22 protein-coding genes are annotated in these 21,782 nt (G+C 70.9%); 11 read left to right on the top strand and 11 right to left on the bottom strand.

What is annotated here, in order from left to right; all coding sequences use genetic code 11:
* Positions 1–5: 5 nt before the first annotated feature.
* Together AB0J78_RS22425 and kdgD are read right to left on the bottom strand one after the other, a co-directional pair.
* Positions 6–1,586, bottom strand: a complete 1,581-nt coding sequence (locus tag AB0J78_RS22425; RefSeq protein WP_363792013.1) for an aldehyde dehydrogenase (NADP(+)) — start codon at positions 1,584–1,586, stop codon at positions 6–8.
* Positions 1,583–2,509, bottom strand: coding sequence for a 5-dehydro-4-deoxyglucarate dehydratase (gene kdgD, locus AB0J78_RS22420; RefSeq protein ID WP_363792288.1), 927 nt, complete (start codon positions 2,507–2,509; stop codon positions 1,583–1,585). Before kdgD ends, AB0J78_RS22425 begins: the two co-directional genes overlap by 4 nt.
* 254 nt (positions 2,510–2,763) lie before the next feature.
* Here kdgD and AB0J78_RS22415 point away from each other — a divergent pair, with 254 nt between their 5' ends.
* Positions 2,764–3,702 carry a hypothetical protein gene (locus AB0J78_RS22415; protein ID WP_363792012.1) on the top strand — a complete coding sequence of 313 codons (939 nt, stop codon included), beginning with the start codon at positions 2,764–2,766 and terminating at the stop codon, positions 3,700–3,702.
* On the opposite strand, the gene AB0J78_RS22410 is transcribed toward AB0J78_RS22415, so the two are convergent.
* Entirely contained in the window at positions 3,703–4,995 is a 1,293-nt protein-coding gene (locus AB0J78_RS22410; protein ID WP_363792010.1) for a DUF1479 domain-containing protein, read from the bottom strand.
* A gap of 99 nt (positions 4,996–5,094) precedes the next feature.
* Here AB0J78_RS22410 and AB0J78_RS22405 point away from each other — a divergent pair, with 99 nt between their 5' ends.
* On the top strand, positions 5,095–6,222 hold the full coding sequence (locus AB0J78_RS22405) for an ROK family transcriptional regulator (RefSeq protein ID WP_363792008.1): 1,128 nt from the start codon (positions 5,095–5,097) through the stop codon (positions 6,220–6,222).
* On the opposite strand, the gene AB0J78_RS22400 is transcribed toward AB0J78_RS22405, so the two are convergent.
* The 3 genes from AB0J78_RS22400 to AB0J78_RS22390 are packed head-to-tail and all read right to left on the bottom strand — an operon-like array spanning position 6,209 to position 9,284.
* Positions 6,209–7,471 carry a hypothetical protein gene (locus tag AB0J78_RS22400; protein ID WP_363792006.1) on the bottom strand — a complete coding sequence of 421 codons (1,263 nt, stop codon included), beginning with the start codon at positions 7,469–7,471 and terminating at the stop codon, positions 6,209–6,211. The two genes, AB0J78_RS22405 and AB0J78_RS22400, sit on opposite strands and share 14 nt — an antisense overlap.
* Positions 7,468–8,262: a sugar phosphate isomerase/epimerase family protein gene (locus AB0J78_RS22395; protein ID WP_363792004.1), complete on the bottom strand. Its 795-nt coding sequence runs from the start codon at positions 8,260–8,262 to the stop codon at positions 7,468–7,470. Before AB0J78_RS22395 ends, AB0J78_RS22400 begins: the two co-directional genes overlap by 4 nt.
* A complete protein-coding gene (locus AB0J78_RS22390) occupies positions 8,259–9,284 on the bottom strand; it encodes a zinc-binding dehydrogenase (RefSeq protein WP_363792002.1) in 1,026 nt (341 codons plus the stop codon). The genes AB0J78_RS22395 and AB0J78_RS22390 overlap by 4 nt, the downstream gene beginning before the upstream one ends.
* Before the next feature lie 115 nt (positions 9,285–9,399).
* Here AB0J78_RS22390 and AB0J78_RS22385 point away from each other — a divergent pair, with 115 nt between their 5' ends.
* The 5 genes from AB0J78_RS22385 (at position 9,400) to AB0J78_RS22365 (ending at position 14,951) form a co-directional block, all read left to right on the top strand.
* Positions 9,400–10,779 (top strand): ABC transporter substrate-binding protein, encoded by a 1,380-nt coding sequence (locus AB0J78_RS22385; protein ID WP_363792000.1) that lies wholly within the window; start codon positions 9,400–9,402, stop codon positions 10,777–10,779.
* Between the two features lie 11 nt (positions 10,780–10,790).
* Positions 10,791–11,747: a sugar ABC transporter permease gene (locus tag AB0J78_RS22380; protein ID WP_363791998.1), complete on the top strand. Its 957-nt coding sequence runs from the start codon at positions 10,791–10,793 to the stop codon at positions 11,745–11,747.
* Positions 11,747–12,613, top strand: coding sequence for a carbohydrate ABC transporter permease (locus tag AB0J78_RS22375; RefSeq protein ID WP_363791996.1), 867 nt, complete (start codon positions 11,747–11,749; stop codon positions 12,611–12,613). Before AB0J78_RS22380 ends, AB0J78_RS22375 begins: the two co-directional genes overlap by 1 nt.
* The gene (locus AB0J78_RS22370) at positions 12,597–13,769 is read left to right on the top strand and encodes an ROK family protein (protein WP_363791994.1); all 1,173 of its coding nucleotides are present in this window, start codon (positions 12,597–12,599) and stop codon (positions 13,767–13,769) included. Before AB0J78_RS22375 ends, AB0J78_RS22370 begins: the two co-directional genes overlap by 17 nt.
* A 93-nt stretch (positions 13,770–13,862) precedes the next feature.
* Positions 13,863–14,951 carry a diacylglycerol kinase gene (locus AB0J78_RS22365; protein ID WP_363791992.1) on the top strand — a complete coding sequence of 363 codons (1,089 nt, stop codon included), beginning with the start codon at positions 13,863–13,865 and terminating at the stop codon, positions 14,949–14,951.
* A gap of 13 nt (positions 14,952–14,964) precedes the next feature.
* Here the strand turns inward: AB0J78_RS22365 and AB0J78_RS22360 are convergent, their stop codons facing one another.
* On the bottom strand, positions 14,965–15,699 hold the full coding sequence (locus AB0J78_RS22360) for a glucose 1-dehydrogenase (protein WP_363791990.1): 735 nt from the start codon (positions 15,697–15,699) through the stop codon (positions 14,965–14,967).
* A 119-nt stretch (positions 15,700–15,818) separates the two neighbouring features.
* On the opposite strand from AB0J78_RS22360, the gene lexA reads away from it, so the two are divergent.
* Positions 15,819–16,478: a transcriptional repressor LexA gene (gene lexA, locus AB0J78_RS22355; RefSeq protein WP_363791988.1), complete on the top strand. Its 660-nt coding sequence runs from the start codon at positions 15,819–15,821 to the stop codon at positions 16,476–16,478.
* 55 nt (positions 16,479–16,533) lie between these two features.
* Here lexA and AB0J78_RS22350 read toward each other — a convergent pair whose 3' ends face one another.
* The gene (locus AB0J78_RS22350; protein ID WP_363791986.1) at positions 16,534–17,442 is read right to left on the bottom strand and encodes a MerR family transcriptional regulator; all 909 of its coding nucleotides are present in this window, start codon (positions 17,440–17,442) and stop codon (positions 16,534–16,536) included.
* 135 nt (positions 17,443–17,577) lie between these two features.
* Here AB0J78_RS22350 and AB0J78_RS22345 point away from each other — a divergent pair, with 135 nt between their 5' ends.
* The 3 genes from AB0J78_RS22345 to AB0J78_RS22335 all read left to right on the top strand — a co-directional run bounded on the left by AB0J78_RS22345 (position 17,578) and on the right by AB0J78_RS22335 (position 19,276).
* Positions 17,578–18,426 carry an alpha/beta fold hydrolase gene (locus AB0J78_RS22345; RefSeq protein WP_363791984.1) on the top strand — a complete coding sequence of 283 codons (849 nt, stop codon included), beginning with the start codon at positions 17,578–17,580 and terminating at the stop codon, positions 18,424–18,426.
* A gap of 206 nt (positions 18,427–18,632) precedes the next feature.
* Complete coding sequence (locus tag AB0J78_RS22340; protein WP_363791982.1) at positions 18,633–18,869, top strand: hypothetical protein; 237 nt, start codon at positions 18,633–18,635, stop codon at positions 18,867–18,869.
* Positions 18,866–19,276 (top strand): hypothetical protein, encoded by a 411-nt coding sequence (locus AB0J78_RS22335; RefSeq protein WP_363791980.1) that lies wholly within the window; start codon positions 18,866–18,868, stop codon positions 19,274–19,276. Before AB0J78_RS22340 ends, AB0J78_RS22335 begins: the two co-directional genes overlap by 4 nt.
* A 61-nt stretch (positions 19,277–19,337) precedes the next feature.
* On the opposite strand, the gene AB0J78_RS22330 is transcribed toward AB0J78_RS22335, so the two are convergent.
* The 3 genes from AB0J78_RS22330 to AB0J78_RS22320 all read right to left on the bottom strand — a co-directional run bounded on the left by AB0J78_RS22330 (position 19,338) and on the right by AB0J78_RS22320 (position 21,460).
* Positions 19,338–20,027, bottom strand: coding sequence for an HAD family hydrolase (locus AB0J78_RS22330; RefSeq protein ID WP_363791978.1), 690 nt, complete (start codon positions 20,025–20,027; stop codon positions 19,338–19,340).
* A 49-nt stretch (positions 20,028–20,076) separates the two neighbouring features.
* The gene (locus AB0J78_RS22325) at positions 20,077–20,874 is read right to left on the bottom strand and encodes an ion transporter (RefSeq protein WP_363791977.1); all 798 of its coding nucleotides are present in this window, start codon (positions 20,872–20,874) and stop codon (positions 20,077–20,079) included.
* A gap of 112 nt (positions 20,875–20,986) precedes the next feature.
* Complete coding sequence (locus AB0J78_RS22320) at positions 20,987–21,460, bottom strand: nucleoside deaminase (RefSeq protein WP_363791975.1); 474 nt, start codon at positions 21,458–21,460, stop codon at positions 20,987–20,989.
* Positions 21,461–21,782: the final 322 nt, after the last annotated feature.

The raw sequence follows: 21,782 nt of genomic DNA, 5'->3' as shown, positions 1-21,782 counted from the left end.
TGTGGTCAGTGCCTGCCGGGTTCGCCGTCGATCCGGCGCAGGAGCCCGTCCGGGTTGCCGTCGGCCAGCGAGCTGGGCAGCAGCGCGGCGGGTAGGTCCTGGTAGGCCACCGGTCGCTGGAATCGCTCGATGGCCAGCGTTCCCACCGAGCTCGTCCGAAAGTCCGAAGTGGACGGATGCGGTCCACCGTGGACCATCGCGTGACCGACCTCGACCCCGGTCGGCCAGCCGTCGAACAGGATCCGGCCCGCCTTGAGCTCCAGCACGTCCAGCAGCTCGGCCGCTTCGGCGTGGTCGGCACCCGTCGCGTGCACGGTGACGGTCAGCTGGCCCTCCAGGGACTCGGCGACCTCGCGGACCTGCGCGGCGTCGCGGCAGCGCACGACGACCGAGCAGGACCCGAAGACCTCCTGCTGCAACGACTCGTCCCCGATGAACGCCTCGGCGTCGGTGGCCACCAGCGCCGGGCGGCACGCCACCGGGAGATCGGTCTCCGGCCCCTGCGCCAGCACCTCCACCGCGGGGTGCTCGGCCAGCCGGGTCACGCCCTCGGCGTAGGCGCGGGCGATCCCCGGGGTGAGCATGGTGCCCGCCTCGCGCCCGGCCACCGCGTCGGCGGCGGTGCCGAGGAAGGAGCGCAGCTCCGGCCCGTCGACGGCCACCACGAGGCCCGGGTTGGTGCAGAACTGGCCCGCTCCCAGCGTCAACGACCCCGCGAACCCGGTGGCGATCTGCGGGCCGCGCTCGGCCAGCGCGCCCGGCAGCAGGAACACCGGGTTCGTGCTGCTCATCTCCGCGTAGACCGGGATCGGCTGCGGACGCGACCGCGCGGCGGCCACCAGCGCCAGACCCCCGGTGCGCGAACCGGTGAAACCGACCGCCTGGATGCGCGGATCGGTCACCAGCCGGGTGCCCAGATCGGGCCCGTCGCCGAACAGCATCGAGAAGGTCCCCGCGGGAAGTCCGAGCTCGGCGACGGCGTCGGCGATCGCCCGGCCCACCAGCTCGGACGTGCCCGGGTGCGCGTCGTGGCCCTTGACCACCACCGGGCACCCGGCCGCCAGCGCCGATGCCGTGTCACCGCCCGCCACCGAGAACGCCAGCGGGAAGTTGCTGGCACCGAACACGGCCACCGGTCCCAGCGGGACCTGGCGCTGCCGGATGTCCGGGCGCGGGGGAGTGCGGTCGGGCAGGGCCGGGTCGATGCGCGGGACGTCGTGGCCGCCGGAGCGCAGCAGGGTCGCGAACATCCGCAGCTGCCCGGTCGTGCGACCGCGCTCGCCGGTCAGCCGCGCCACCGGCAGTCCCGACTCGGCGTGCGCGCGCTCGACCAGCGCGTCACCCACCTGCTCGATGTTGTCGGCGATGCGTTCCAGGAACGTCGCTCGCTCGGCGATCGGCAGCCGCCGGTAGGGGCCGAACGCCTCTGCCGCGGCGGTGCAGGCGCGGTCGACGTCGGCGGCGTCGCCGTGGCCGAACGGCGGCTCCAGCTCGGAACCCGTCCTCGGATCGATCGCGCGGATCTTCTCGCCCGAGCCCGCCACCGGGGCGCTAGCGATGATCATCTGTCCGGTCGGTTCGGTCATGCTCCCGCCTCCGGGACGCGCTCGATCAGCTCGGTCAGCATCGTCAGCTCGCTGTCGTCGAGGTCGACCAGCGGCGAGCGGACCGGGCCCGCCGGACGGCCGATGGCGCGCATCCCCGCCTTGACGATGCTGACGGCGTACCCGGCGCTGCGGTTGCGGATGTCGCAGTAGGGCAGCACGAACTCGTCGAGGTAGCGCTGCACCGCGGCCCGGTCGCGCTCGCGGACGGCGTCGTAGAACCGCACCGCGAACTCGGGCACGAAGTTGTACATCGCCGAGGAGTAGGTCGTCACGCCCATCTCCAGGTAGGGCAGCGCGAACGTCTCGGCGGTCGGCAGTCCGCCGACGTAGGTCAACCGGTCTCCGACGCGCGAGCGGATGCGGGTCATCTTCTCGATGTCGCCGACACCGTCCTTGAACCCGACGAGGTTCGGGCACTCCTCGGCCAGCCGCGCGACCGTCGTGTCGGTATAGACGGCGTTGGCGCGGCTGTAGATGATCACGCCCAGGTCGGTGGCCGCGCACACCGCGCGGACGTGCTCGATCAGGCCCTCCTGCGGCGCCTCGGTGAGGTACGGCGGGAGCAGGAGCAGGCCGTCGGCTCCGGCGCGATCGGCGGCGCGCGCCAGCTCCACGGCGGTGGCGGTGCCGTACCCGGCGGGGGCGATCACCGGGACGTCGGCGGGCACCTCCTGCACGGCGGCGGTCACCACGGACTCGACCTCGTCAGGGGTCAGGGAGAAGAACTCGCCCGTCCCGCCCGCGGCGAACAGCCCGGTCGCGCCGAAGCCGGAGAGCCAGCCGATGTTGTCCCGGTACGCGGCTTCGTCGAAGCTCAGGTCGTCGCGGAAGTGCGTCACCGGGAACGAGAGAAGCCCGCTGGCGAGCCGTTCGGCGGCTTCGGCGGGCGAGAAGCGGGACATCGTTTCCTCCAGGTCCGGTGCTCGGTCGACGCTGACGGTAGAGCCGGTCATCGATGCGCGTCCAAACCCGATTGAGCATCCACCGATACCGGCACGGCATCGAAGCTGGCGGCGGCCCCGTCGGGCCGACGCAGAGGGTCTGATTCCGCGGAACTACGTCGGGACGCGCAGGTGCGGCGTCGCGCCACGGCGGACGACCCGCACCGGCGACTGGCGCACGCTCGACCGGTCGGAGGCGACGGAGGTGAGCGGACGTGCGATCTGCGGTGGCGATGATCGGGAAGGACCTGTCCGAGGCGTACCGGGGCGGGACGCGGGTCGAACGGGCCTGCTACCTGGTCGCCTTGGTGCTCGTGGCGAGCGGGATCTTCCACCTGGGGGTACTTCTCGCGACGGGAGGGACGTGGAGCGGGCCGCTGTCGTGGCGCAAGCCGACGACCTTCGGGCTCTCGTTCGGGCTGACCGTGGCGACGCTGACCTGGGTCCTGTCGTTCCTGCCGATGGCGCGGCGCACGCGCGCCCGGCTGCTCACCGCGTTCGCGGCGGCCGGCGCGGTCGAGGTCGCGGGCATCACCACGCAGGCGTGGCGGAGGGTTCCCTCGCACTTCATCCCGCCGGACAGGGCGACCGGGCTGGACGCGCTGGCAGGTGTCGCGGCGGCTTCGGGCGCGGTGGTGATCGTGGCGGTGGTCGTGACCTCGACGGTGCTCGCGCTGCGCCGCCACGACGAGCTCGACCCGGGGATGCTCCTGGCGCTGCGGGTCGGATTCCTGGCGCTGCTGCTGGCCATGGCGATTGGCGTGCTGATGCTGGCGGGCGGCCAGGTGCTCACCCGCACGCAGGGCGACGTGGCTCCGGCGTTCGCGTTCACCGCCGTGCTCAAGCCGGGCCACGCCGCCACCATGCACGGCGTCCTCGTCCTGCCCGCGATCGCCTGGCTGCTGCGCTTCACCGACGGATCAGAAGCCTTCCGGCTCAACGTGGTGCGGCTGGCAGCAGCCGGTTACGGCGCCTTCGCGGCGGTCGTGGTCGCCGAAACCCTCGCCGGCGTCGACCCGCTCGGCGCGGCCCCGCTGATCGCGCGAGCCCTGCCGGTCCTGGGTTTCGCCGCCCTCGTGGCGGCCGTCGCGATCACCCTGCACCAGCTCGTCCGAAACCCGTTGCCCGAAGACCGGACGGTTCGTCATCGGTGATCAGCCTCCGGTGAAACCCATTCCCCGACGGCCGGTTTCGTTGAGCTGGGCGTAGGTGAAGCGGCCTTCCCAGTCGCGTTCGTAGTGCTCGGCGGGGAAGTCGGTGGGGCTGGACCCGGTCAGGAACGCCTGGCGGACACTCGCGGCGTACTCCTCGTTGCGCGGGCACCACGGCGCTGCCGGGATGTACATGACGTTGCCCCACCCGCGCTGGTCGGCGACCGGTGCGACGCTGTGGATCATGTCGCAGTGCCACCACACCGAGTCGCCCGCCTCGACGTCGGGAATCCCGACCAGGCCGTCGAGGAGCTCGGAGTGCCACTTGTGGTCGGCGGGGAAGACCTGGTTGGTGGTCACCCCGCACATGTCGTCGTCGGGGACGTCGGGCAGCAGCGGGCGCAGCATGAGGTAGGCCATGGCCTCCGGGATCGGCACGGTGTGCAGCACGCCCTGGTCGTGGGCCATGTCCGACAGCGCCGTCCAGCCCTGGAACGTGCGGAACGCCGAGCACATCGTCGATCCCGGGTACTGGTTGGCCGAGGTGCGGTGCGCGGCGTCCCACGGGTCGTACTGCTCGACGCTGCCGTCGAAGAGGTGCCGGAACGCCCGCTGGTAGGACTCGGTCATCCACAGGTCCAGGGTGCCCGGGTCGCTGTGGGTGCCCAGGCCCGCTGAGTCGGCGCCCTCCGGCCGGCGCCGGATCCGGTCGGGGTACAGCGCGTCGCGGTCCGGGTCGAACCAGCGCGCGCCGTGCGACTCGTGCTTCCAGAAGGAGTTCAGGAACGACTGCACCCGAGCCATCCGGTCGCTCTGCCGCGCCCGCATCTGGGCCTGCGACCAGTAGATCGGGTAGATCTCGGGTTTCGAGCCGACGCTGCCGAAGAAGTCGTCGCCCGGACCCCGGTAGTTCTCGAAGAACGCGTTGCGCTCGACGTAGTCGACGATGCTCTCGTCCCAGAGCAGCGCCTGCGCGCGCTCGAAGTGCCCGCGCACCACGGCGCAGCCGCGCGTGCGCACCGCCTCGACCTTCTCGGGCGGCACGGTGCCCGCGGCGATGTCGGCGTAGTCGATCACCGGCCAGACCGCTTCGCCGCGTTCCCGCAGCTCCCGGATCTCGGCCACGCGCGTGCGGACCTGGTCCTGCACGACTGCGACGACCTCGTCGACGCTGCGCCCGGACGCCTCGATGCGGGCGCGCAGCGCGGCTTTGATCTCCCGGATCGCGCCGGAGAGGTCTGCGGGCGGGGTTTCCCAGTGCGGCAACGACGGCAGTGCTTCGGCTGCGGCGGTCATCCCTGAACTCCTTTGGTTAGGGGTCCTTACTAAAGAAGTGATGGGTCGAACGTAATCCGAGTCGCGCATTTAGGCAACACTCCTGACTAAACTGGCTCGGTGACCGCCAAGCCTTCGCTGGAGCTGCTGCGCTCCATGACCGACGAGCACGTGCTGCGCGCGATCATGGAGGGCGAGCGGCTGACCCGCACCGAGATCGCCGCGCTGACCGGGATCTCGAAGCCCACGATCTCCGACAGCGTCCGCAGGCTCACCGAGGCCGGCGTGCTCGCCGACACGGGGGAACGCACCACCGGCAGGGGCAGGGCGGGCTCCTACTACTCGCTGGCCCCCGAGACGGGTGCTGCCCTGGTCGCCGAGATCACCCCGCGCGGCGTGCGGGCCGAGGCCGTCGACGCCTTCGGCGCCGTCGTCGCCCGCTCCCGGGCCGAGCTGGGACGCGCGGCGGGGCCGGAGAAGGCGGCGGCCGCGCTGCGCGAGGTCGCCGGGGAGCTCGCGGACGGCATGCCGTTGCGCTGCGCGGTGATCAGCGCCGCGGACCCGGTCGATCGCCGGACCGGTCGGCTGGTCCAACTGCCCGATGAGCCGTTCCTGATCGGCGACCTCGACCCGGTCGCCGTGCTGGCCCCCTTGGTCTCCGGCGACGTCCTGGTCGACAACGACGTGAACTGGTCGGCCCGCGCCGAGCGGGACGGCGGCTGCGCGTCCGGTGTGGACGACTTCGTCTACCTGCACCTCGACGAGGGACTCGGTGCGGCGGTGGTCGCCGACGGCGAGGTCCGCCGCGGCGGCAGCGGGCTGACCGGCGAGATCGCCCACGTGATCACGACCGGGCCGGACGGCTCGGCCCTCCACTTCACCGACTTCTTCCGCGAGACCGACCTGCGCCAACCCGCCACGACCGCCATCGACGTCGACGCGCTGCGCGCCCGCTACGCCGACGTCCTCCCGCAGCTGGCCGACGCCCTCCGCGGAGTGGTCCTGGCCATGATCGCCTTCGTCGACCCGCAGCTGGTCGTCCTCGGCGGAACGTGGGGTCGCGACCCGGAAGTGCTCGACGCGCTCGCAGGAGGTCCCGCCGCACCCCGCGAGGTCGCCTACGCCCGGGCGACGCTGGACGAACCGGAACTCGCCGGAGCCCGAGCGCACGCGATCGACGCCCTTCGCACCCGGATCGTCCAGCACGCCACCGAGCAGCAGCGGGGCGCCGTGGTCACGCCGAGGTGAGGTCCAGCACCACCGCCGCCGTCCAGCTGAAGTGGTGGGCTCCGCGGCCTTCGCCGGTCGTCGGATCCACGTACTCGCGGAACCCGCTGCGGGTCGCGGTGCTCAGCATTCCACCGCGCAGGACCTCGGCGAGGTCGGTGGCCCCGTGCCGGGCGAGGCCCCGGCGCAGCAGCCAGCCGATGTTGAACCAGGCCGGGCCGCGCCAGTAGCGCGAGGCGTCGTGCAGCGGATCGGTCAGGTCGAAGCTGGGCACCACCCCGAGCTCGGCGGCCCGGAACCGGGGGCCGGTGATCGTCGCGATGAGCTCCGGCGCCTGCGGGAGTCCGGGCACCACCAGCGGCACCAGGCCCGCGACGCTGCCGCCCCGGATCAGCTCGCCGACGTGCACGTCCCGCGAGTGGAACAGCCCGTCGGCGTGGAGCTGCGCGAGCGCGTCCCGCAGTCGCGACACCTCGGCCACGTGCGGCCGGGGGTCCTCGCCGAGCTCCTCGGCGATGCGGGCGAGCGCGTCCTCGGACGCGGCGAGCAGCGCGTTGGTCAGCGGGTCCTCGACGGCGAACTCGTGCACGTCCAGGCCGTCGGCGTAGCCGTGGTCGCGGTAGGTGGCGGCAAGCCGGACGTAACGCCCGTAGTCGGCGTCGGTGGGCCGCTCGGCCGCATCGGCGTGATCGAGGTCCCGGCGTCGGAACTCGCCGGCGGGAACGGGTTCCACGCGCCGCAGGGGAGCGTCCCACGAGGGGCTGTTGTCCATTCCGGACTCCCACGGGTGCACGATCGACACCAGCCCGCGACCACCGAGATCACGGGACCCGCGAAGATATCCGTGCCAGGCCAGCAGCTTCGGGTACAAGCGCTCCAAGAACCCCCGACGTCGAGCCAGGTCGGGCTCCGACGAGAACACCTCCCACGCGGCCAGCGCGTGCACCGGCGGCTGGACGATGCCGGAGGTGTCGGCGTGCGCGGGCCCGTTGACCCGCGCGGAGCACCAGAAGTCCGGTCCCGGGAAGTAACCGTCCCGCGGTGCCGAAGGGTCGAAGACGATGTGCGGCACCCGTCCGTCGGACCACTGCGCTCCGAACAGCGATTCCAGCTCCTGCTGGGCGCGCAGCGGCGACAGGTGGCGCAGCCCGGCGGCGATGAAGGCCGAGTCCCAGCTCCACTGGTGCGGGTAGAGCCCGGGAGCGGGAATGGTGCTGCGGCCGCGCCAGTTTCCCAGCAGCACCTTCGCGGCCTCGTCGCGCAGGTTCACCCGTGCCTCCGCAGGAACTTCGGCACCGACGCGACGGCCTCGGCGGGCTCACCGCGCAACCGGCACTCCATCGCCAGGTACCCGTCGTAGCCGCCGGCGGCCAGCGCGCCCAGCAGCGTCGACCAGTCGAGGTGGCCGGTGCCGGGCTGGAACCGGTTCGATTCGCTGACCTGCACGTGACCGAGGTGCGGTACCGCGTCCAGCAGGGCCGTCACGGGATCGTCCTCCTCGATGTTCATGTGGTAGGTGTCGGCGACCACCCGCACCGAGCCCAGACCGACCTCGCCGACGAGGTCGGTCGCCTGGTCCAGCCGGTTGACCATGTGGTCCTCGTAGCGGTTGAGCGGTTCGAGGTAGATCTCCACGCCCTCCGCCCGCGCGTGCTCGCCCAGCTCCGCCAGGCCCGCGAGCAGCACCTCGCGATCCTCCTCCGAGGAGCGCGGCGGCTCGAACGGCGGCAGCCGCCGGGAGAACATGCCCCACGACGCGGGGGTCATCGCGCCGCGACCGCCGATCTCGGCCATCACCGACAGCTGCGACTTGAGCTGCTCGATCGCGTCCCGCCGCAGTTCGTCGTCGAAAGCCGCGAAGAAGTGCGGCATTTCGACGCACACCGTCGGCATCACGACGCCGTTGGCCCGGGCGCGGCGCAGTTCCGGCAGCCGGTCGCGGAAGTGGAAGTCGCCGCGGCCGCGCAGCTCGATCGCGTCGAACCCGGCGTCGCGGGCGAACTCCCACTTGCCTTCCAGCGAGTCACCGGGCAGGAGCTGTTCCTGGCAGGCGAGTTTCACGATGGCTCCTGTCCGAAGTCGAGGACGATCTGCAGCACGTCGGGCGCGCCTTCGTCGAGCAGCCGGTAGGCCTGTTCGACCTCCGACGGTGCGAGCAGGTGGGTGACCAGGGCGGTCGGATCCACGGCGCCGTCGGCGCACTGCCGCAGGAACGTCGCGTTGAGCCGGTCCTGGTCCCAGCGGCCGGAGAGCGTGGGCGGCACTCCGCCGATCTGCGAGCTGACCAGCTCGATCCGGTTGTGGTGGAACTCCTCGCCGAGCCGCAGCCCGACGCCCTCGTCCTGGTAGAAGCCCGCGGCGACCACGCGCCCGCCGACCACCACCGTCCGGATCGCCTCGTGCAGCGCGCGGTAGGACCCGCTGAGGTCGATCGCCACGTCCGCGCCGCCCAGTTCGCGCACCCGCTCGGCCGCCCCGGCACCGTCCAGTGCGTGCGCGGCGCCGAACTCGACGGCCTTGTCCCTGCGCTGAGCGATGGTGTCGACGGCGACGACCTCGGCTCCGCTGCAGCGCAGCAACCGCGTCGCCAGCAGGCCGATCACGCCCTGCCCGAACACCGCCACCCGCTCACCGAGGTGCACGTCGGCTGACAGCACGGCGTTGAGCGCCACCGCGCCGACCCGGGCGAACGCGGCGGCCAGCGGATCCAGGCCGGAGGGGATCGGGCGCACCTTCTCCGCCGGGAGCACGGCTTCGCTGCGATGCCCCCAGATTCCCCACACCTGCTCGCCGATTCGCGCCGGGTCCTCGGCCTCGACGATCTCGCCGACCTCCGAATAGCCCCACCCCACAACGGGATAGGTCTGCGAAGGCGCTGATGAGGCGGTGGTGAACAGGCGCCGGTCGGCGTCCCAGGTCCGCGTCAGGTACGGGTTCGTGCCCCGGTAGGCGGTGAGCTCGGTGCCCGCGGAGATGCCGGAGTACCGGGTGCGGACTCGGATCTGGCCCGCCGCAAGGGGTTCGGTGGGGACTTCGGTGATGTCGACCTGCCGGGCACCGGTGAACTGCACGACCCGTGGCACTGAGCCTCCTCGCTCCGAGATTTGTCGGGCAGTTTACATACTTATGTCTTGCGGGCAAGCATAAGTGGCTGGTGTGATGTCCGGCGCGACGAACGCGCAAAGGAGCGTGATGGTGATGCGGGCCAGATCCAGGCCGATGGGCGTCTTGCTGGCGGCGGTGAGCTGCGCCGCGCTGCTGTCGGGCTGCGCGCCTCCGGCCGAGGACGACGCGCTGGTCGTGTGGAGCCTGGAGAGCCAGTCCGACCGGGTGCGCGCGACCGAGGCCATCACGCAGCGGTTCACCGCCGAGACCGGAATTCCGGTCCGCGTCGTCGCCGTCGACGAGAACCAGTTCAGCCAGATGGTGATGTCCTCGGCGGCGGCCGGGACGATGCCCGACGTCATCGGCGCGCTGCCGCTGAGCGCGACCTGGCAGATGGCCGGCAACGAACTGCTCGACACCCGCGCCAACCAGGAGATCCTCGACGCGCTCGGCCCCGCCACCTTCTCCGGCCGCGCGCTGGAGCTCACCTCCGACGGCCAGCGGCCGCTGGCCGTGCCCTCCGATGCGTGGGCGCAGGTCCTGGCCTACCGCAAGGACCTCTTCGCCCAGGCCGGGCTTCCGGTGCCCGACACCTACGAGAAGATCGAGCACGCCGCGCGAGTGCTCCACCGCGACGGCAGGTCCGGCATCTCGATGGCCACCCACGCCAACGACACCGCCACCGGCCAGGCCTTCGAATCCTTCGCCCTGGCCAACGACTGCAAGCTCGTCGACGAGACCGGCCGCGTCGAGCTCGACAGCCCGCGGTGCCGCGAGTCCTTCCGGTTCGTGCACGACCTCGTCACCCGGTACTCGCCGCCCGGTGCCCAGGACATCGACTCCACTCGCGCCACCTACTTCGCCGGGCGCTCGGCGATGCTGTCCTGGTCGACGTTCCTGCTCGACGAGCTCGGCGGCCTGCGCGCCGACGCGATGCCGGCATGCCCGCAGTGCCAGGCCGATCCGCTGTTCCTGGCCCGCAACACCGGAATCGTCAGCGCCATCAAGGGCCCCGACGCCACCGAACCCGCTCAGTACGGCGAGCTGACCTCGTGGACGGTGCCGGTCGGCGCCAAGCGCGAGCAGGCCAAGCGCTTCGTCGAGCACATGCTCGACCGGGGCTACCCGGACTGGCTGGGCATGGCGCCGGAAGGAAAGCTCCCCGCTCGCAAGGGAACCGCGCAAGACCCCGAGCGCTTCATCCGCGACTGGCAGCAGGCGCCGGCCGGCGTGGACCTCAAGCGGCCGCTGACCGAGATCTACCCGCCGGAGACGATCGGCGACCTGCGCACCGGCACCGACCGGTTCCGCCGCTGGGGGTTCGAGCAGCGCCAAGGCGTGCTCGTCGGCGCCACGCTCGGCGAGATGCCCGTCCCGCACGCGGTGAACTCGATGCTCAACGGCGGCGATCCGGTCGAAGCCGCCACCGAGGCGGCCGACGAGATCCGCGCCATCCAGAACTCCATGAACTAGAGGGCGGGACCATGACTTCGACGACTCGTGCGCGCTCGTTGCGGCAGCGCGAGAACCGGGACGGACTGCTGCTGATCTCACCCACGCTGCTGGTGGTGCTGGCGGTCGTGGTGCTGCCGATCCTGTGGACGGTGGTGTTGGCCTTCCAGCGCATCCGGCTGATCGACATCCGGAGCGCGGGGCTGTTCGACGCCTACACGCTGCGCAACTTCACCACCGTGCTCGGCTCGCCGGGCTTCTGGAGCTCGCTGGGCACCACCGTGGTCTACGCGGTCGGCGGCACGCTGCTCTCGCTCGCGCTCGGACTGGTCGCGGCGCTGGCGCTGCGACGGCCGTTCCGGGGCCGCGCCCTGCTGCGCGGTGCGATGCTGCTGCCCTACGTGGCGCCGGTGGTGGCGGTGGCGTTCGTGTGGGAGGTGATGCTCAGCCCGCAGTACGGCATCCTCAACGACTGGGGGATGAGGCTGCTGGGCTGGGACGAGCCCATCGCGTTCCTCACCGACCGCGAGACCACGGTTTCGCTGCTGGGGATGCAGATCCCGGTCCCGGTGGCGCTGCTGACGGTGATCGTCTTCGAGGGCTGGCGGTACTTCCCGTTCGCGTTCCTGTTCCTTCTGGCCCGGCTGCAGGCGATCCCGCGCGACCTCGAAGAGGCCGCCGTGGTCGACGGTGCGGCGCCGACGCAGCGGTTCCGGCACATCGTCTGGCCCGAGCTCGCATCCGTGCTCGCGCTGCTGGCGATGCTGCGGTTCGTCATGAACTTCAACAAGTTCGACGACGTCTACCTGCTCACCGGTGGCGGATCCGGCACCGATGTGGCCAGCGTGCGGGTCTACGACTTCCTCACCGCGCGCTTCGACGTCGGCGCCGCCTCGGCCCAGGCCCTGGTGCTCGCGGCGGTGTTGCTGGTGTTCCTGGCGGTCTACCTGAAGTTCTTCGCCCCAGCGGCGGACGGCAAGGAGTCGTGATGTCCCGGATCGGTTTCGAGAACAGGCTCTTCGGCGCGCTGCGCTGGGTGGTGCTCGCGGGGCTCGCGGTGGCGACCCTGTTCCCCTTCTACTACATGTTTCTGCTTTCGGTCCGGCCGGTCGAGCAGCTGCTGCAGGACCCGGGAGCGCTGTGGGTGGGCTTCTCGGAGTGGACCACCGAGACCTACGCCGAGGTGCTGCGCCCGGAGGACGCCGAGGGCCAGGGCATGCTGACCCTGCTGACCAACTCGGCGCTGGTGTCGCTGGGCACCGTCGTGCTGACCCTGCTGGTGACCATCCCCGGCGCCTACGCGGTCAGCAGGTTGCGGTTCTTCGGGCGGGGCCAGGTGCACTTCCTGTTCCTCGCGGTGTACATGTTCCCGGCGATCCTTCTGGCGGTGCCGCTGTTCGTGGCCTTCACCCGGCTCGGCCTGCGCGGCTCGCTGCTCGGCCTGGCGATCGTCTACATCGCCCAGACCGTGCCGGTGTCGATCTACATGCTGCGCAACTACCTGTCGACGATCCCGGACGCCATCGAGGAGGCCGCCGCCATCGACGGCTGTTCGCGCTGGCAGACGATGAGGCGGGTGACGATGCCGCTGGCCGCGCCCGCCCTGCTGGCCAACGGCCTGTACGTGTTCATGATCGCCTGGAACGAGTTCCTGTTCGCGCTGCTGTTCCTGGTCGAGGACCGCGACGGCTGGACGGTGTCGCTGGGCCTGGCGCAGCTGTCCAGCGGCATCGAGGTGCCCAAGACGGTGCTCATGGCAGGATCGGTGGTGCTCACGATCCCCATCGTCGTGCTGTTCTACGCGGCGGAACGAATGCTGACCGAAGGGCTCACCAGCGGTGCCGACAAGGGCTGAGGACCTGACGAGCGCCGGCCACCTGCTGTGGCTGGTGCGGACCGGGCGCGCTCGCACGCGCGCGGAGTTGCAACAGGTCACCGGCCTGTCCCGGTCCACCGTCGGTCAGCGGCTCGACGCCCTGCTCTCGCACGGATTCCTGCGCCCGACCGGCGTCGACTCCTCCACCGGAGGACGGCCGCCGGTGCGGCTGGACTTCAACCACGAGCACGGCCTGGTGCTGGCCGCCGACTTCGGCGCGACCCACGCCCGCACCGCCGTGTTCGACCTCGCCGGGCGCTCCTTGGCCGAAGAGGTCGACGACATCGACATCGCCGACGGCCCGGAGGAGGTCCTGAACTGGGTCGACCGGCGTTTCCGCGACCTGCTGTCCCGAGCCGGGGGCGAGCCCGACCAGGTGCGCGGCATCGGGCTCGGCGTTCCCGGACCGGTCGAGTTCGACGCGGGCGTGGTGCGCCAGCCGCCGATCATGCCCGGCTGGGACGGGTACCCGATCGCCGAGAACCTGCGCGAGCGCTGGAACGCGCCGGTGCTGGTGGACAACGACGCCAACGTGATGGCGATCGGCGAGCGCACCGCCCGCTTCCCGGACAGCACGTCGCTGGTGCTGATCAAGGTCGCCACCGGGATCGGTGCGGGCATGGTGTTCGGCGGCGAGGTCTACCGCGGAGTCGACGGGGGAGCGGGCGACCTCGGCCACGTCCGGGTGGAGAGCGCCTCGCAGGCGCAGTGCATGTGCGGCTCGACCGGTTGCCTCGCCGCGCTGGCCAGCGGCTCCGCGCTGGCCAGCAGGCTGGATGCGGCCGGCGTGCCGACGGCCTCCAGCAGCGAGTTCGCCGCGCGCGTCCGCGAAGGACACCCGGAGGCCGTGCGCCTGGCCCGCGAAGCCGGGCAGCTCATCGGCGAGGTCCTCAGCACCGTGGTCTGCCTGGTCAACCCGCAGGTGCTCGTGCTGGCCGGTGACCTCGCCGAGGCGCAGTTCGTCAGCGGCCTCCGCGAAGTCCTCTACCGGCGAGCCCTGCCCAGGGCGACCCGGAACCTCTTGGTCACCACCACAGAACTCGGTGATCGAGCCGGAATCGTCGGCGTGCACACCATGGTCGTCGACTCGGTCTACTCGCCTTCCTCGGTGGACGTGCTGCTCGCGGGCGAATGATCCGCTGCCCGGAATTTCTGGAACATGTTTCAGAGATTCGGTTCGGGCGGGTAGTCTTCGGCGTTGCCGCCGGTTCGCGAGGAGGTAGGCGCTGTGGGGATTCGGGTGGCTCACATCGGCACCGGGAACGTGGGACGACTGGCGCTCGCGGGCGTGCTCGACGCCGCCGAATGCGAGCTGGCCGGAGTGCGGGTCTCCAGCGAGGCCAAGATCGGCCGGGACGCCGGTGAGCTCGCCGGGCTGGACCGCCGCACCGGCATCGCCGCGACCGGTGACCTCGACGAGATCCTCGCCGCACGGCCGGATTGCGCCGTGCACTGCGCGATGGGCGACACCCGCCCGGTCGAGGCGATGGCCGACGTCGAGCGGCTGCTCCGCGCGGGCATCAACGTCGTCGGCTCGTCCCCCGTGACGCTGCAGTACCCGTGGCAGGTGTTCCCGCAGGAGATGATCGACGGCGTCGAGCGAGCCGCGCGGGACGGCGGCGCGAGCCTGTTCATCACCGGCGTCGACCCGGGATTCGCCAACGACCTCATCCCGTTCGCGCTGGCGAGCACGTGCCAGCGCATCGAGCAGGTCCGGTGCCTGGAGATCGCCGACTACGCCACCTACGACGGCGCCACGGTCATGTTCGACGTCATGGGCTTCGGCAAGCCCGATCACGAGACGCCGATGCTCTACCAGCCCGGCGTGCTCGGCATGGCGTGGGGAACGACGATCCGGCAGCTGGCGGCGGGTTTCGGTATCGAGGTCGACGAGATCACCGAGCAAGTCGAACGCGAACCCGCGCCGGAGGCCTTCGACGTCGCCGCCGGCCACATCCCGCGGGGCGGCACCGCCGCGGTCCGCTTCGAGATCACCGGGATGGTCGCCGGGCGACCGGCGATCGTCGTCGAGCACGTGACCCGGCTGCGCGACGACCTGCGGCCGGACTGGGCACGACCGGCCCAGCCCGGCGGCTCCTACCGAGTGGAGATCACCGGCGAACCGTCCTACGCCGTCGACATCTGCCCGAGCAGCGAGAAGGGCGACCACAACCACGCCGCCATCGTCGCCGCGGCCGGTCGCATCGTGAACGCCATCCCGGCGGTGGTGGCCGCCGAACCCGGCATCCGCACGACGCTGGACATGCCGCTGGGCACCGGCAGGGGCCGGTTCGCCCAGGCTCTCCGGCCCGCGTGACGCGCCGCGCGCTTCACTTGTGCGGCACGTCGGCGACCAGACCGCCGTCGACGACGAACTCCGAACCCGTGGCGAACGACGACTCCTCGCTGGCGAGGAACACCACGAAGGTCGCCACCTCCTCGGGGTCGGCGGCCCGGCCCAGCGGCGTCTTCACCATGTCCTCGGGCAGGTTCTCGGTCATCGGGGTCCGGATCATGCCGGGGTGGATGGAGTTCACCCGGATCTTGTGCGGCGCCAGCTCCAATGCCGCCGACTTCGCCAGTCCGCGCACGCCCCACTTGGTGGCGACGTAACCGTGCGCCCAGGGACTCCCGCGCAGTCCCTCGACCGACGAGATGTTCATGATCGACCCGCCGCCGGCCGCCTTCATCGGTTCCACCACGGCCTGGATGCCCAGGAACGTGCCGGTGAGGTTGACGTCGAGGATCTGCTGCCAGCGGGTCAGGTCGAAGTTCTCGATGGTGCTGCCGTTGACGATGCCCGCGTTGTTGACCAGCACGTTGAGCAGGCCGAACTCGCCGACGGCGACGTCGACGGCCTTCTTCCACTCGTCCGGCTTCGTCACGTCCAGGTGGACGTAGCGCGCCACGTCGCCGAGCTCCTCGGCCAGCGCCTCGCCCTCGTCGTCGAGGATGTCGCCGATGACGACCTTCCCGCCCTCGGCGACCAGGGCCCGAGCGTGCGCGGCGCCCATGCCCCGGGCGCCACCGGAAATGATGGCTGCTTTGCCGTCCACACGTCCCATGCCCGGGGACGCTACCCGAGCGGTAGAACATGTTTCAATATTGCGTCCGGGTCGGCGATGGTCGGGATGGCGGTGACCAGGTAGATCATCCCGCCGACGGGACCATTACGATGCTCCGGATGACCGCATTCGACGATCTCGACCTAGAGCACCTGGACACCTCGATCCTGCCGGAGCGCCAGCAGCGCATCCTGGCCACGATCCGGGACTGGGTGGTCAAGCACGGCTACGCGCCGAGCACTCGGCAGATCGGTGAAGCGGTCGGGCTGCGCTCGGCGTCCTCGGTGTCGCGCCACCTGGCGAGCCTGGAGGAGAAGGGCTTCCTGCGGCGCAGCGAAACCCTCTCCCGGCCCATCGACGTGCGGATCTTCCTGCAGGACCAGCAGTCCCGGCCCACCGACGAGCAGTCCGTGCCGGTCCCGGTCGTTGGCGACATCGCCGCCGGTGCGCCCATCTCCGCGGAGGAGCACGTCGACGACGTGCTGACGTTGCCGCGCGAACTCACCGGGCGCGGCAACGTCTTCGGACTGCGAGTGCGCGGTGACTCGATGGTCGACGCCGCGATCTGCGACGGCGACATCGTGGTCGTGCGCCAGCAGCCCGAGGCGCACTCCGGGCAGATCGTCGCCGCGATGCTCGACGACGAGGCCACGGTCAAGGTGTTCCGCCGCCGCAACGGCCACGTCTACCTCGAACCGCGCAACCCCGCCTACGAGGTCATCGACGGCGACGACGCCGTGATCCTCGGAGCCGTCGTCTCCGTCCTCCGCAACGTCTGACCCCAGAACCGCCCGGCTTTCCCGTTGTCGCGCGAAACCCGCCTCCGGGCGTTGCTCAGGCGTGGGCCCGCAGGGCTTCGATGAGCCACTCGAAGTTGGGGACGTGCGGGTCGAAGGCCGGCCAGCCGTTGAGCACGCCCAGCAGTTGCCAGTAGCGCTCCACCCGGCGGTCGGTGAAGGTCTCGACCACGTCGGCCAGCGCCCGCCGATCCTCCGGGCTCAGGTCCGGGTCGACGATGCGGTCCAGGACCTCCTTGCCGCGGGCGGATTCCGGTGCGATCCCTTCGCGCAGCGCCGTTGCGGCGTGCTCCATCGTCTTCTCCGGCGAGTATCCGCCGGGCTGCTCGATGCCCTGCGAACCGGTCACCGCCATCTCGCGGCAGCGCTGCCGGAAGTCCTCGTCGCCGACCAGCTCGGCGAGCTCGATCCACGCGTCCACCTGCTCGGTGGACGGATCGGCCGGTAGTGCGGCGGGCATCGAGCGCATGCCCTGGGCGATGCTGGCGCCCGGAGCGTCGTCGTCGATGCCGTCGAAGGTGCGCTGGACGAAGTCGTCGATGATGCGCTGCCGCTCGTCGGCCGACATCTTCGCCACCTCGTGCATGGTCCTCATCTCCTCGGTAGTGGTTCCACGTCGAGCGATCCACCGCAGCACCGAGCGCCTGGCCTGCAGCGTGCGCAGTTCCGCGTCGAGCGCCGCCAAGTGCGCCTCGGCCACGTCCTGGACCGTCACCTGGCTGGTCAGCACCCGCCGCACCGACGGCAGGTCCAGGCCCAGTTCCCGCAACGTGCGGACCAGGTCCAGGCGCGCGACGGCTTCGGCGTCGTAGAGCCGGTAGCCGCCGGTCGAACGCCCGCTGGGCGCGACGACGTCGCTGTCGGACCAGAAGCGGATGGTGCGCACCGCCAGTCCGGTGCGTTGCGCCAGCTCACCGATGGTGAACAGCTCGGATTTCTCGCTCACGGGATCCACCTTCAACCTTCCACCGGCTGGAGACTCAAGCCCATTTTCCAGGGTCGCGAGAAAATCGATGGAAGATTCCCTAAACAACCCTATGATGAGGCATCATAGCGTCAGTTGCGGATGAATGGGGTAGCGATGAGCAAGGCGGAGATCTACAAGTCCGAGCGCGGGAAGCTGGCGATCCAGCGCTCCTACCGGAAGCTGCTCGACGACTGGCCCGTTCCCGCGAGGCGGCGAACCGTCGAGACCTCGCTCGGTGAGACGTTCGTGCTGGAGGGCGGGCCACCGGACGCGCCACCGCTGGTCCTGCTGCACGGTTCCGGTACCAACGCGGCGATGTGGCGCGCGGAGTTCCCGGAGTGGTCGAGGCACTTCCGCGTGCTCGCGCTCGACCTGCCCGGCGAGCCCGGCATGAGCGCTCAGGCGCGCCCGCCGCTCGACTCGGACGCCCACGCCCGGTGGCTCGACGAGGTCTTCGAGGAGCTGGGCCTGGACGACGCGGCGGTGGTCGGGGCCTCGCTGGGCGCCTGGGTCGCGCTCGACCACGCCGTGCGGCGGCCGAGCCGGGTGAACCGGCTGGTCCTGCTGTGCCCGGCCGGAATCGGCAGGCAGACCTATGGCTGGCTGCTCCCGGTGCTCCTGCTGCGGCTGCTGGGTCCGTGGGGTCTGCGCCGGTCGGCGGCGAAGGTCGCCGGGCTGGACGACGCTCCGTTCCTGGACTACCTCACCGAGATCTACCGCGCGTTCCGGCCTCGGACCGAGCGGCTCCCGGTGTTCACCGATGCGCAACTGGCCGGCCTACCGATGCCGGTGCTGGCGATCGCGGGGGAGCGCGACGCGATGTTCGACACCGCCGAAACGCGCCGCAGGCTCCGGAACGCGCCGCGCGCGACGGTGCGAGTGCTGCCCGGGGTCGGGCACTCCGTGGTCGGGCAGGCGGAGCGCGTGTCGGCCTTCCTTGTGACCAAGTCCACAGTGGAGTAACGGGACCGATTGTTACCGGGTCACTTTGGTTGCTGCACGACCGGGTGATCCTTTGTGGATCGCTCCTCACGGCGAAGCCTGAGATGACGCCCGATCGGTGCACGGCGCTGATCGGGCCTCTTCAGTTTCGATCTTGGTGCGACCGATATCCCGGACGAAGCGGACACCGGAAGATCCGCTTCGTCTTCATCAATGGGAGGAGCGGGATGACCGCGGTCGAACTGAATCGATACGGGCCAGCGCCGGAAGGCCTGGCCCTGAACTGTCCACTGTGCACCGAAGAGGTCCGCTGGCTGGAACCACCGCTGCTGCGCTGGTTCTGCCCGGACTGCGCGGTGTTCTGGCGCCACCCGTGCGAACCCGGCCAGCTGGAGGACCCGATCCGCACCGGCGGCGCGGTGATCACCACGGCACCGTCGCTGCTGGGAGGAGACCAGCCGTGACCAACACCCAGCCCGTCCAGGTGCAGGCCTGCACCCGCACGATCACCGCCGCGCACACCGTCCCGAGGATCCTGCCCGGGACGCTGCTGGCCAGGCGCGGCGAACCGGTGCTCGCCACCGGCACGCTGATCGCGATGCTGGAGGACGCGACCTGGGAGCTGCTGGCCCCGGACGTGCCGGACGAGTTCGCGATGCTCGGCTGCGGCGGCGTGTACGAGCACACCGCGCCGACGCTGCCCGGACAGGTGGTGCGCATCGAGGTCGAGCGCGGCCCCGCGCCCGACCTCGGTCGCCAGACCTGGACCGCCCGCGCCTTCAACGTCGACACCGGTCAGCAGGCCGGAGTGCTGCACCACCAGGTGGCCACCGTCGACCGCGAGCGCTTCTACCGTCGGCTGGGTCGATGAGCGAAGCTCTGGACGCGGCCTGCTCGTCGCGCACGGGGGCAGGCCGCCCAGGATCGAGACCTCAGCCCAGCGCCAGTCGGAGTTCGTCCGGTGCGGGCAGGGTCTCGAAGACCACCTCGGCGCCGGCGGACCGCAGTTCGTCGGCGCTGTAGGAACCGGTGGCGACCGCGACGAGGTGCGCGCCGGACTCCAGGGCCGCGCGCACGTCGTTGAGGGTGTCGCCGATCAGCACGGTCCGCTCCGGCGCGAAGTCGATCCCGAGCTTGTCCGCGGCGCGCTCCCGGGCGATGGGCACCAGCCCGCCCCGCCGCAGGTGGTCGTCGCCGAACGCGCCGATGTCGAGGTCGACGTGGTCCAGCAGGCCGAACGCGTCGAGCTTGATCCGCGCCACCTCCGCGGTGTTGCCGGTCAAAACGCTCTGGTGCACCAGCGGATCGGCGTCGAACGCCGCCAGGGCCTCCCGCGCGCCGGGCAGAACCCGGCCGTTGTCGGCCAGTTCCCTCCGCACCTCCTCGAAAACCCCGGCCAGAGCGGTGGTCATCGCCGTCACCAGCTCACCGGTCGGCTCGATGTCGTGCGAGCGCAGCATGTGTTCGATGGTGCCGAGGTCCGTGCGGCCGTCCATCAGCGCGGGCCGACGCACCGGCTGTCCGGTGACCTGCGGGAAGATCCGCTGGTAGGCCGTTCCCCCCAAGCCCAGGGAGTCGATCAGCGTGTGGTCGACGTCCCACAGCACCAAGCGCTCGTCCACGTCGTGGCTCCTCGAATCCGGTGGTGAAGTGGTGGCGCCACTTCCTGCTTCAGCTCTCCTGACGACGCTGGTCGACGGCGTGCATGCCGCGGACCTCCTCGCGCAGCTGCTGGATCTCGGCGAGCAGGATCGCGGTCTGGTTCTCCTCGGCGATCTCCTGCTCGCGCGCGACCTGCGATTCCATCGCCGAGACGGTCACCGCGATGAACAGGTTGAGCACGGTGAACGTCGTGACGGCGATGTAGATGATGAAGAATATCCAGGCCAGCGGCTCGGCCTCCATCACCGAGCGCGCCACCTCCGACCAGGCCTCACCTGTCATGACCTGGAACAGCGTGAACAGCGAGGCACCCAGGTCGCCGAAGTACTCCGGCGCGACGCTGCTGAACAGCTTGGTGGCGATGACCGAGCCGACGTAGAGGATCAGCCCCAGCAGAGCGGCGATCGAGGCCATGCCGGGGAGCGCTCCGAGCAGTGCTCCGACCACCCGGCGCATGCTGGGGACGGCGGAGATCAGCCGCAGCGCTCGCAGGATCCGCAACGCCCGCAGCACCCCGAACGAGCCCGAGGTGGGCAGCAGCGCGACGCCGACGATGACCGCGTCGAAGCAGTTCCACGGATCGCGGAAGAACCTGGGTCCGTAGGCGTAGAGGCGGGCGGCGAGTTCGACGGTGAAGATCGCCAGCGCGATCCGGTCCACCGCGTGCAGCAGCTCCCCGTGCTCGGCCACCAGCGCCGGGGAGGTCTCGCAGCCCAGCGTCACCGCGTTGACCAGGATGACACCGATGATGAACTGCTGGAATCGTGGCGCGTCGACCAGCGCTCGTAACCGTTCCCGTGTGCTCACTGTCGTCCCCCGACGTCGTGCTCGGAATGATCGCCGATCAAGCTAACCGGCACGACCCCGGAATCCGCGGAGGCGCGACCGACTGTCACGCACCGCACAGCGCGGCGGCGGGTCACAGACGCCGCGCGTGGAGCCGGCGCACTGCGGGGGCCAACTCGGGGTCGGGGCCGTCGACCTCGGCTTCGGGCACGATCGCCTCGATCGGCAGCGCCGCGACGGGGGAGAGGGGCAGCCCCAGCTCGACGGCCCACTGGCCCAGCTGTTCCGCCGACGACGCGTAGACGATGCGGCCCAGGCCGACCCAGGCGTGCGCCGCCGAGCACATCGGGCAGTGCTCACCCGAGGTGTAGACGGTGCACCGCGGACGCACCTCGGCGGTGAGGTTCTCGGCCGCCCACCGGGCTATCGCGAACTCCGGGTGCTGCGTGCGGTCTCCGCTCGCGACGTGGTTGTGGTCCTCGAACAGCACATCGCCCTCGGGCGAGACGAGCACGGAACCGAACGGTTCGTCGCCGGAGGCCAACGCGCGCTCGGCGAGCACGACGGCGTGCCGCAGAAAACCTCGATCAACTTCGCTGATGGCCATGCGACGACGCTATCGCGCGGGTGCGCTCGAGCTCGCCGGATCACCCGGTGGGAGGCCACCGCTCGACGGGGTCTCGTCTCCACCGGGCGTCACCTCCCGAGACGTCCCCGATTTCAATGGAAATCGGGACTCCGGTTTCAGTGGAATTCCGAATCCCGAATTCCACTGAAACCGGAAAGTTCACCCGGCCGGGGGATTGGTCGAGGGGAAGTGGGGGAGGGATCTGGCATTTCGGAGAGTTCGGGGTATTGGGGGTTGTGGGTTCGCGGTTTCGGGGTTGTCGCGGTGGTGGCGGGGATAGGGTTGTTCGGGGAGTGAGGGG

This window comes from Saccharopolyspora sp. NPDC049426 (assembly GCF_040676935.1).
Taxonomy (GTDB): Bacteria; Actinomycetota; Actinomycetes; order Mycobacteriales; family Pseudonocardiaceae; genus Saccharopolyspora.
The sequence above is the reverse complement of the archived record's forward strand: the minus strand, read 5'-3'. Positions and strand labels throughout refer to the sequence as shown.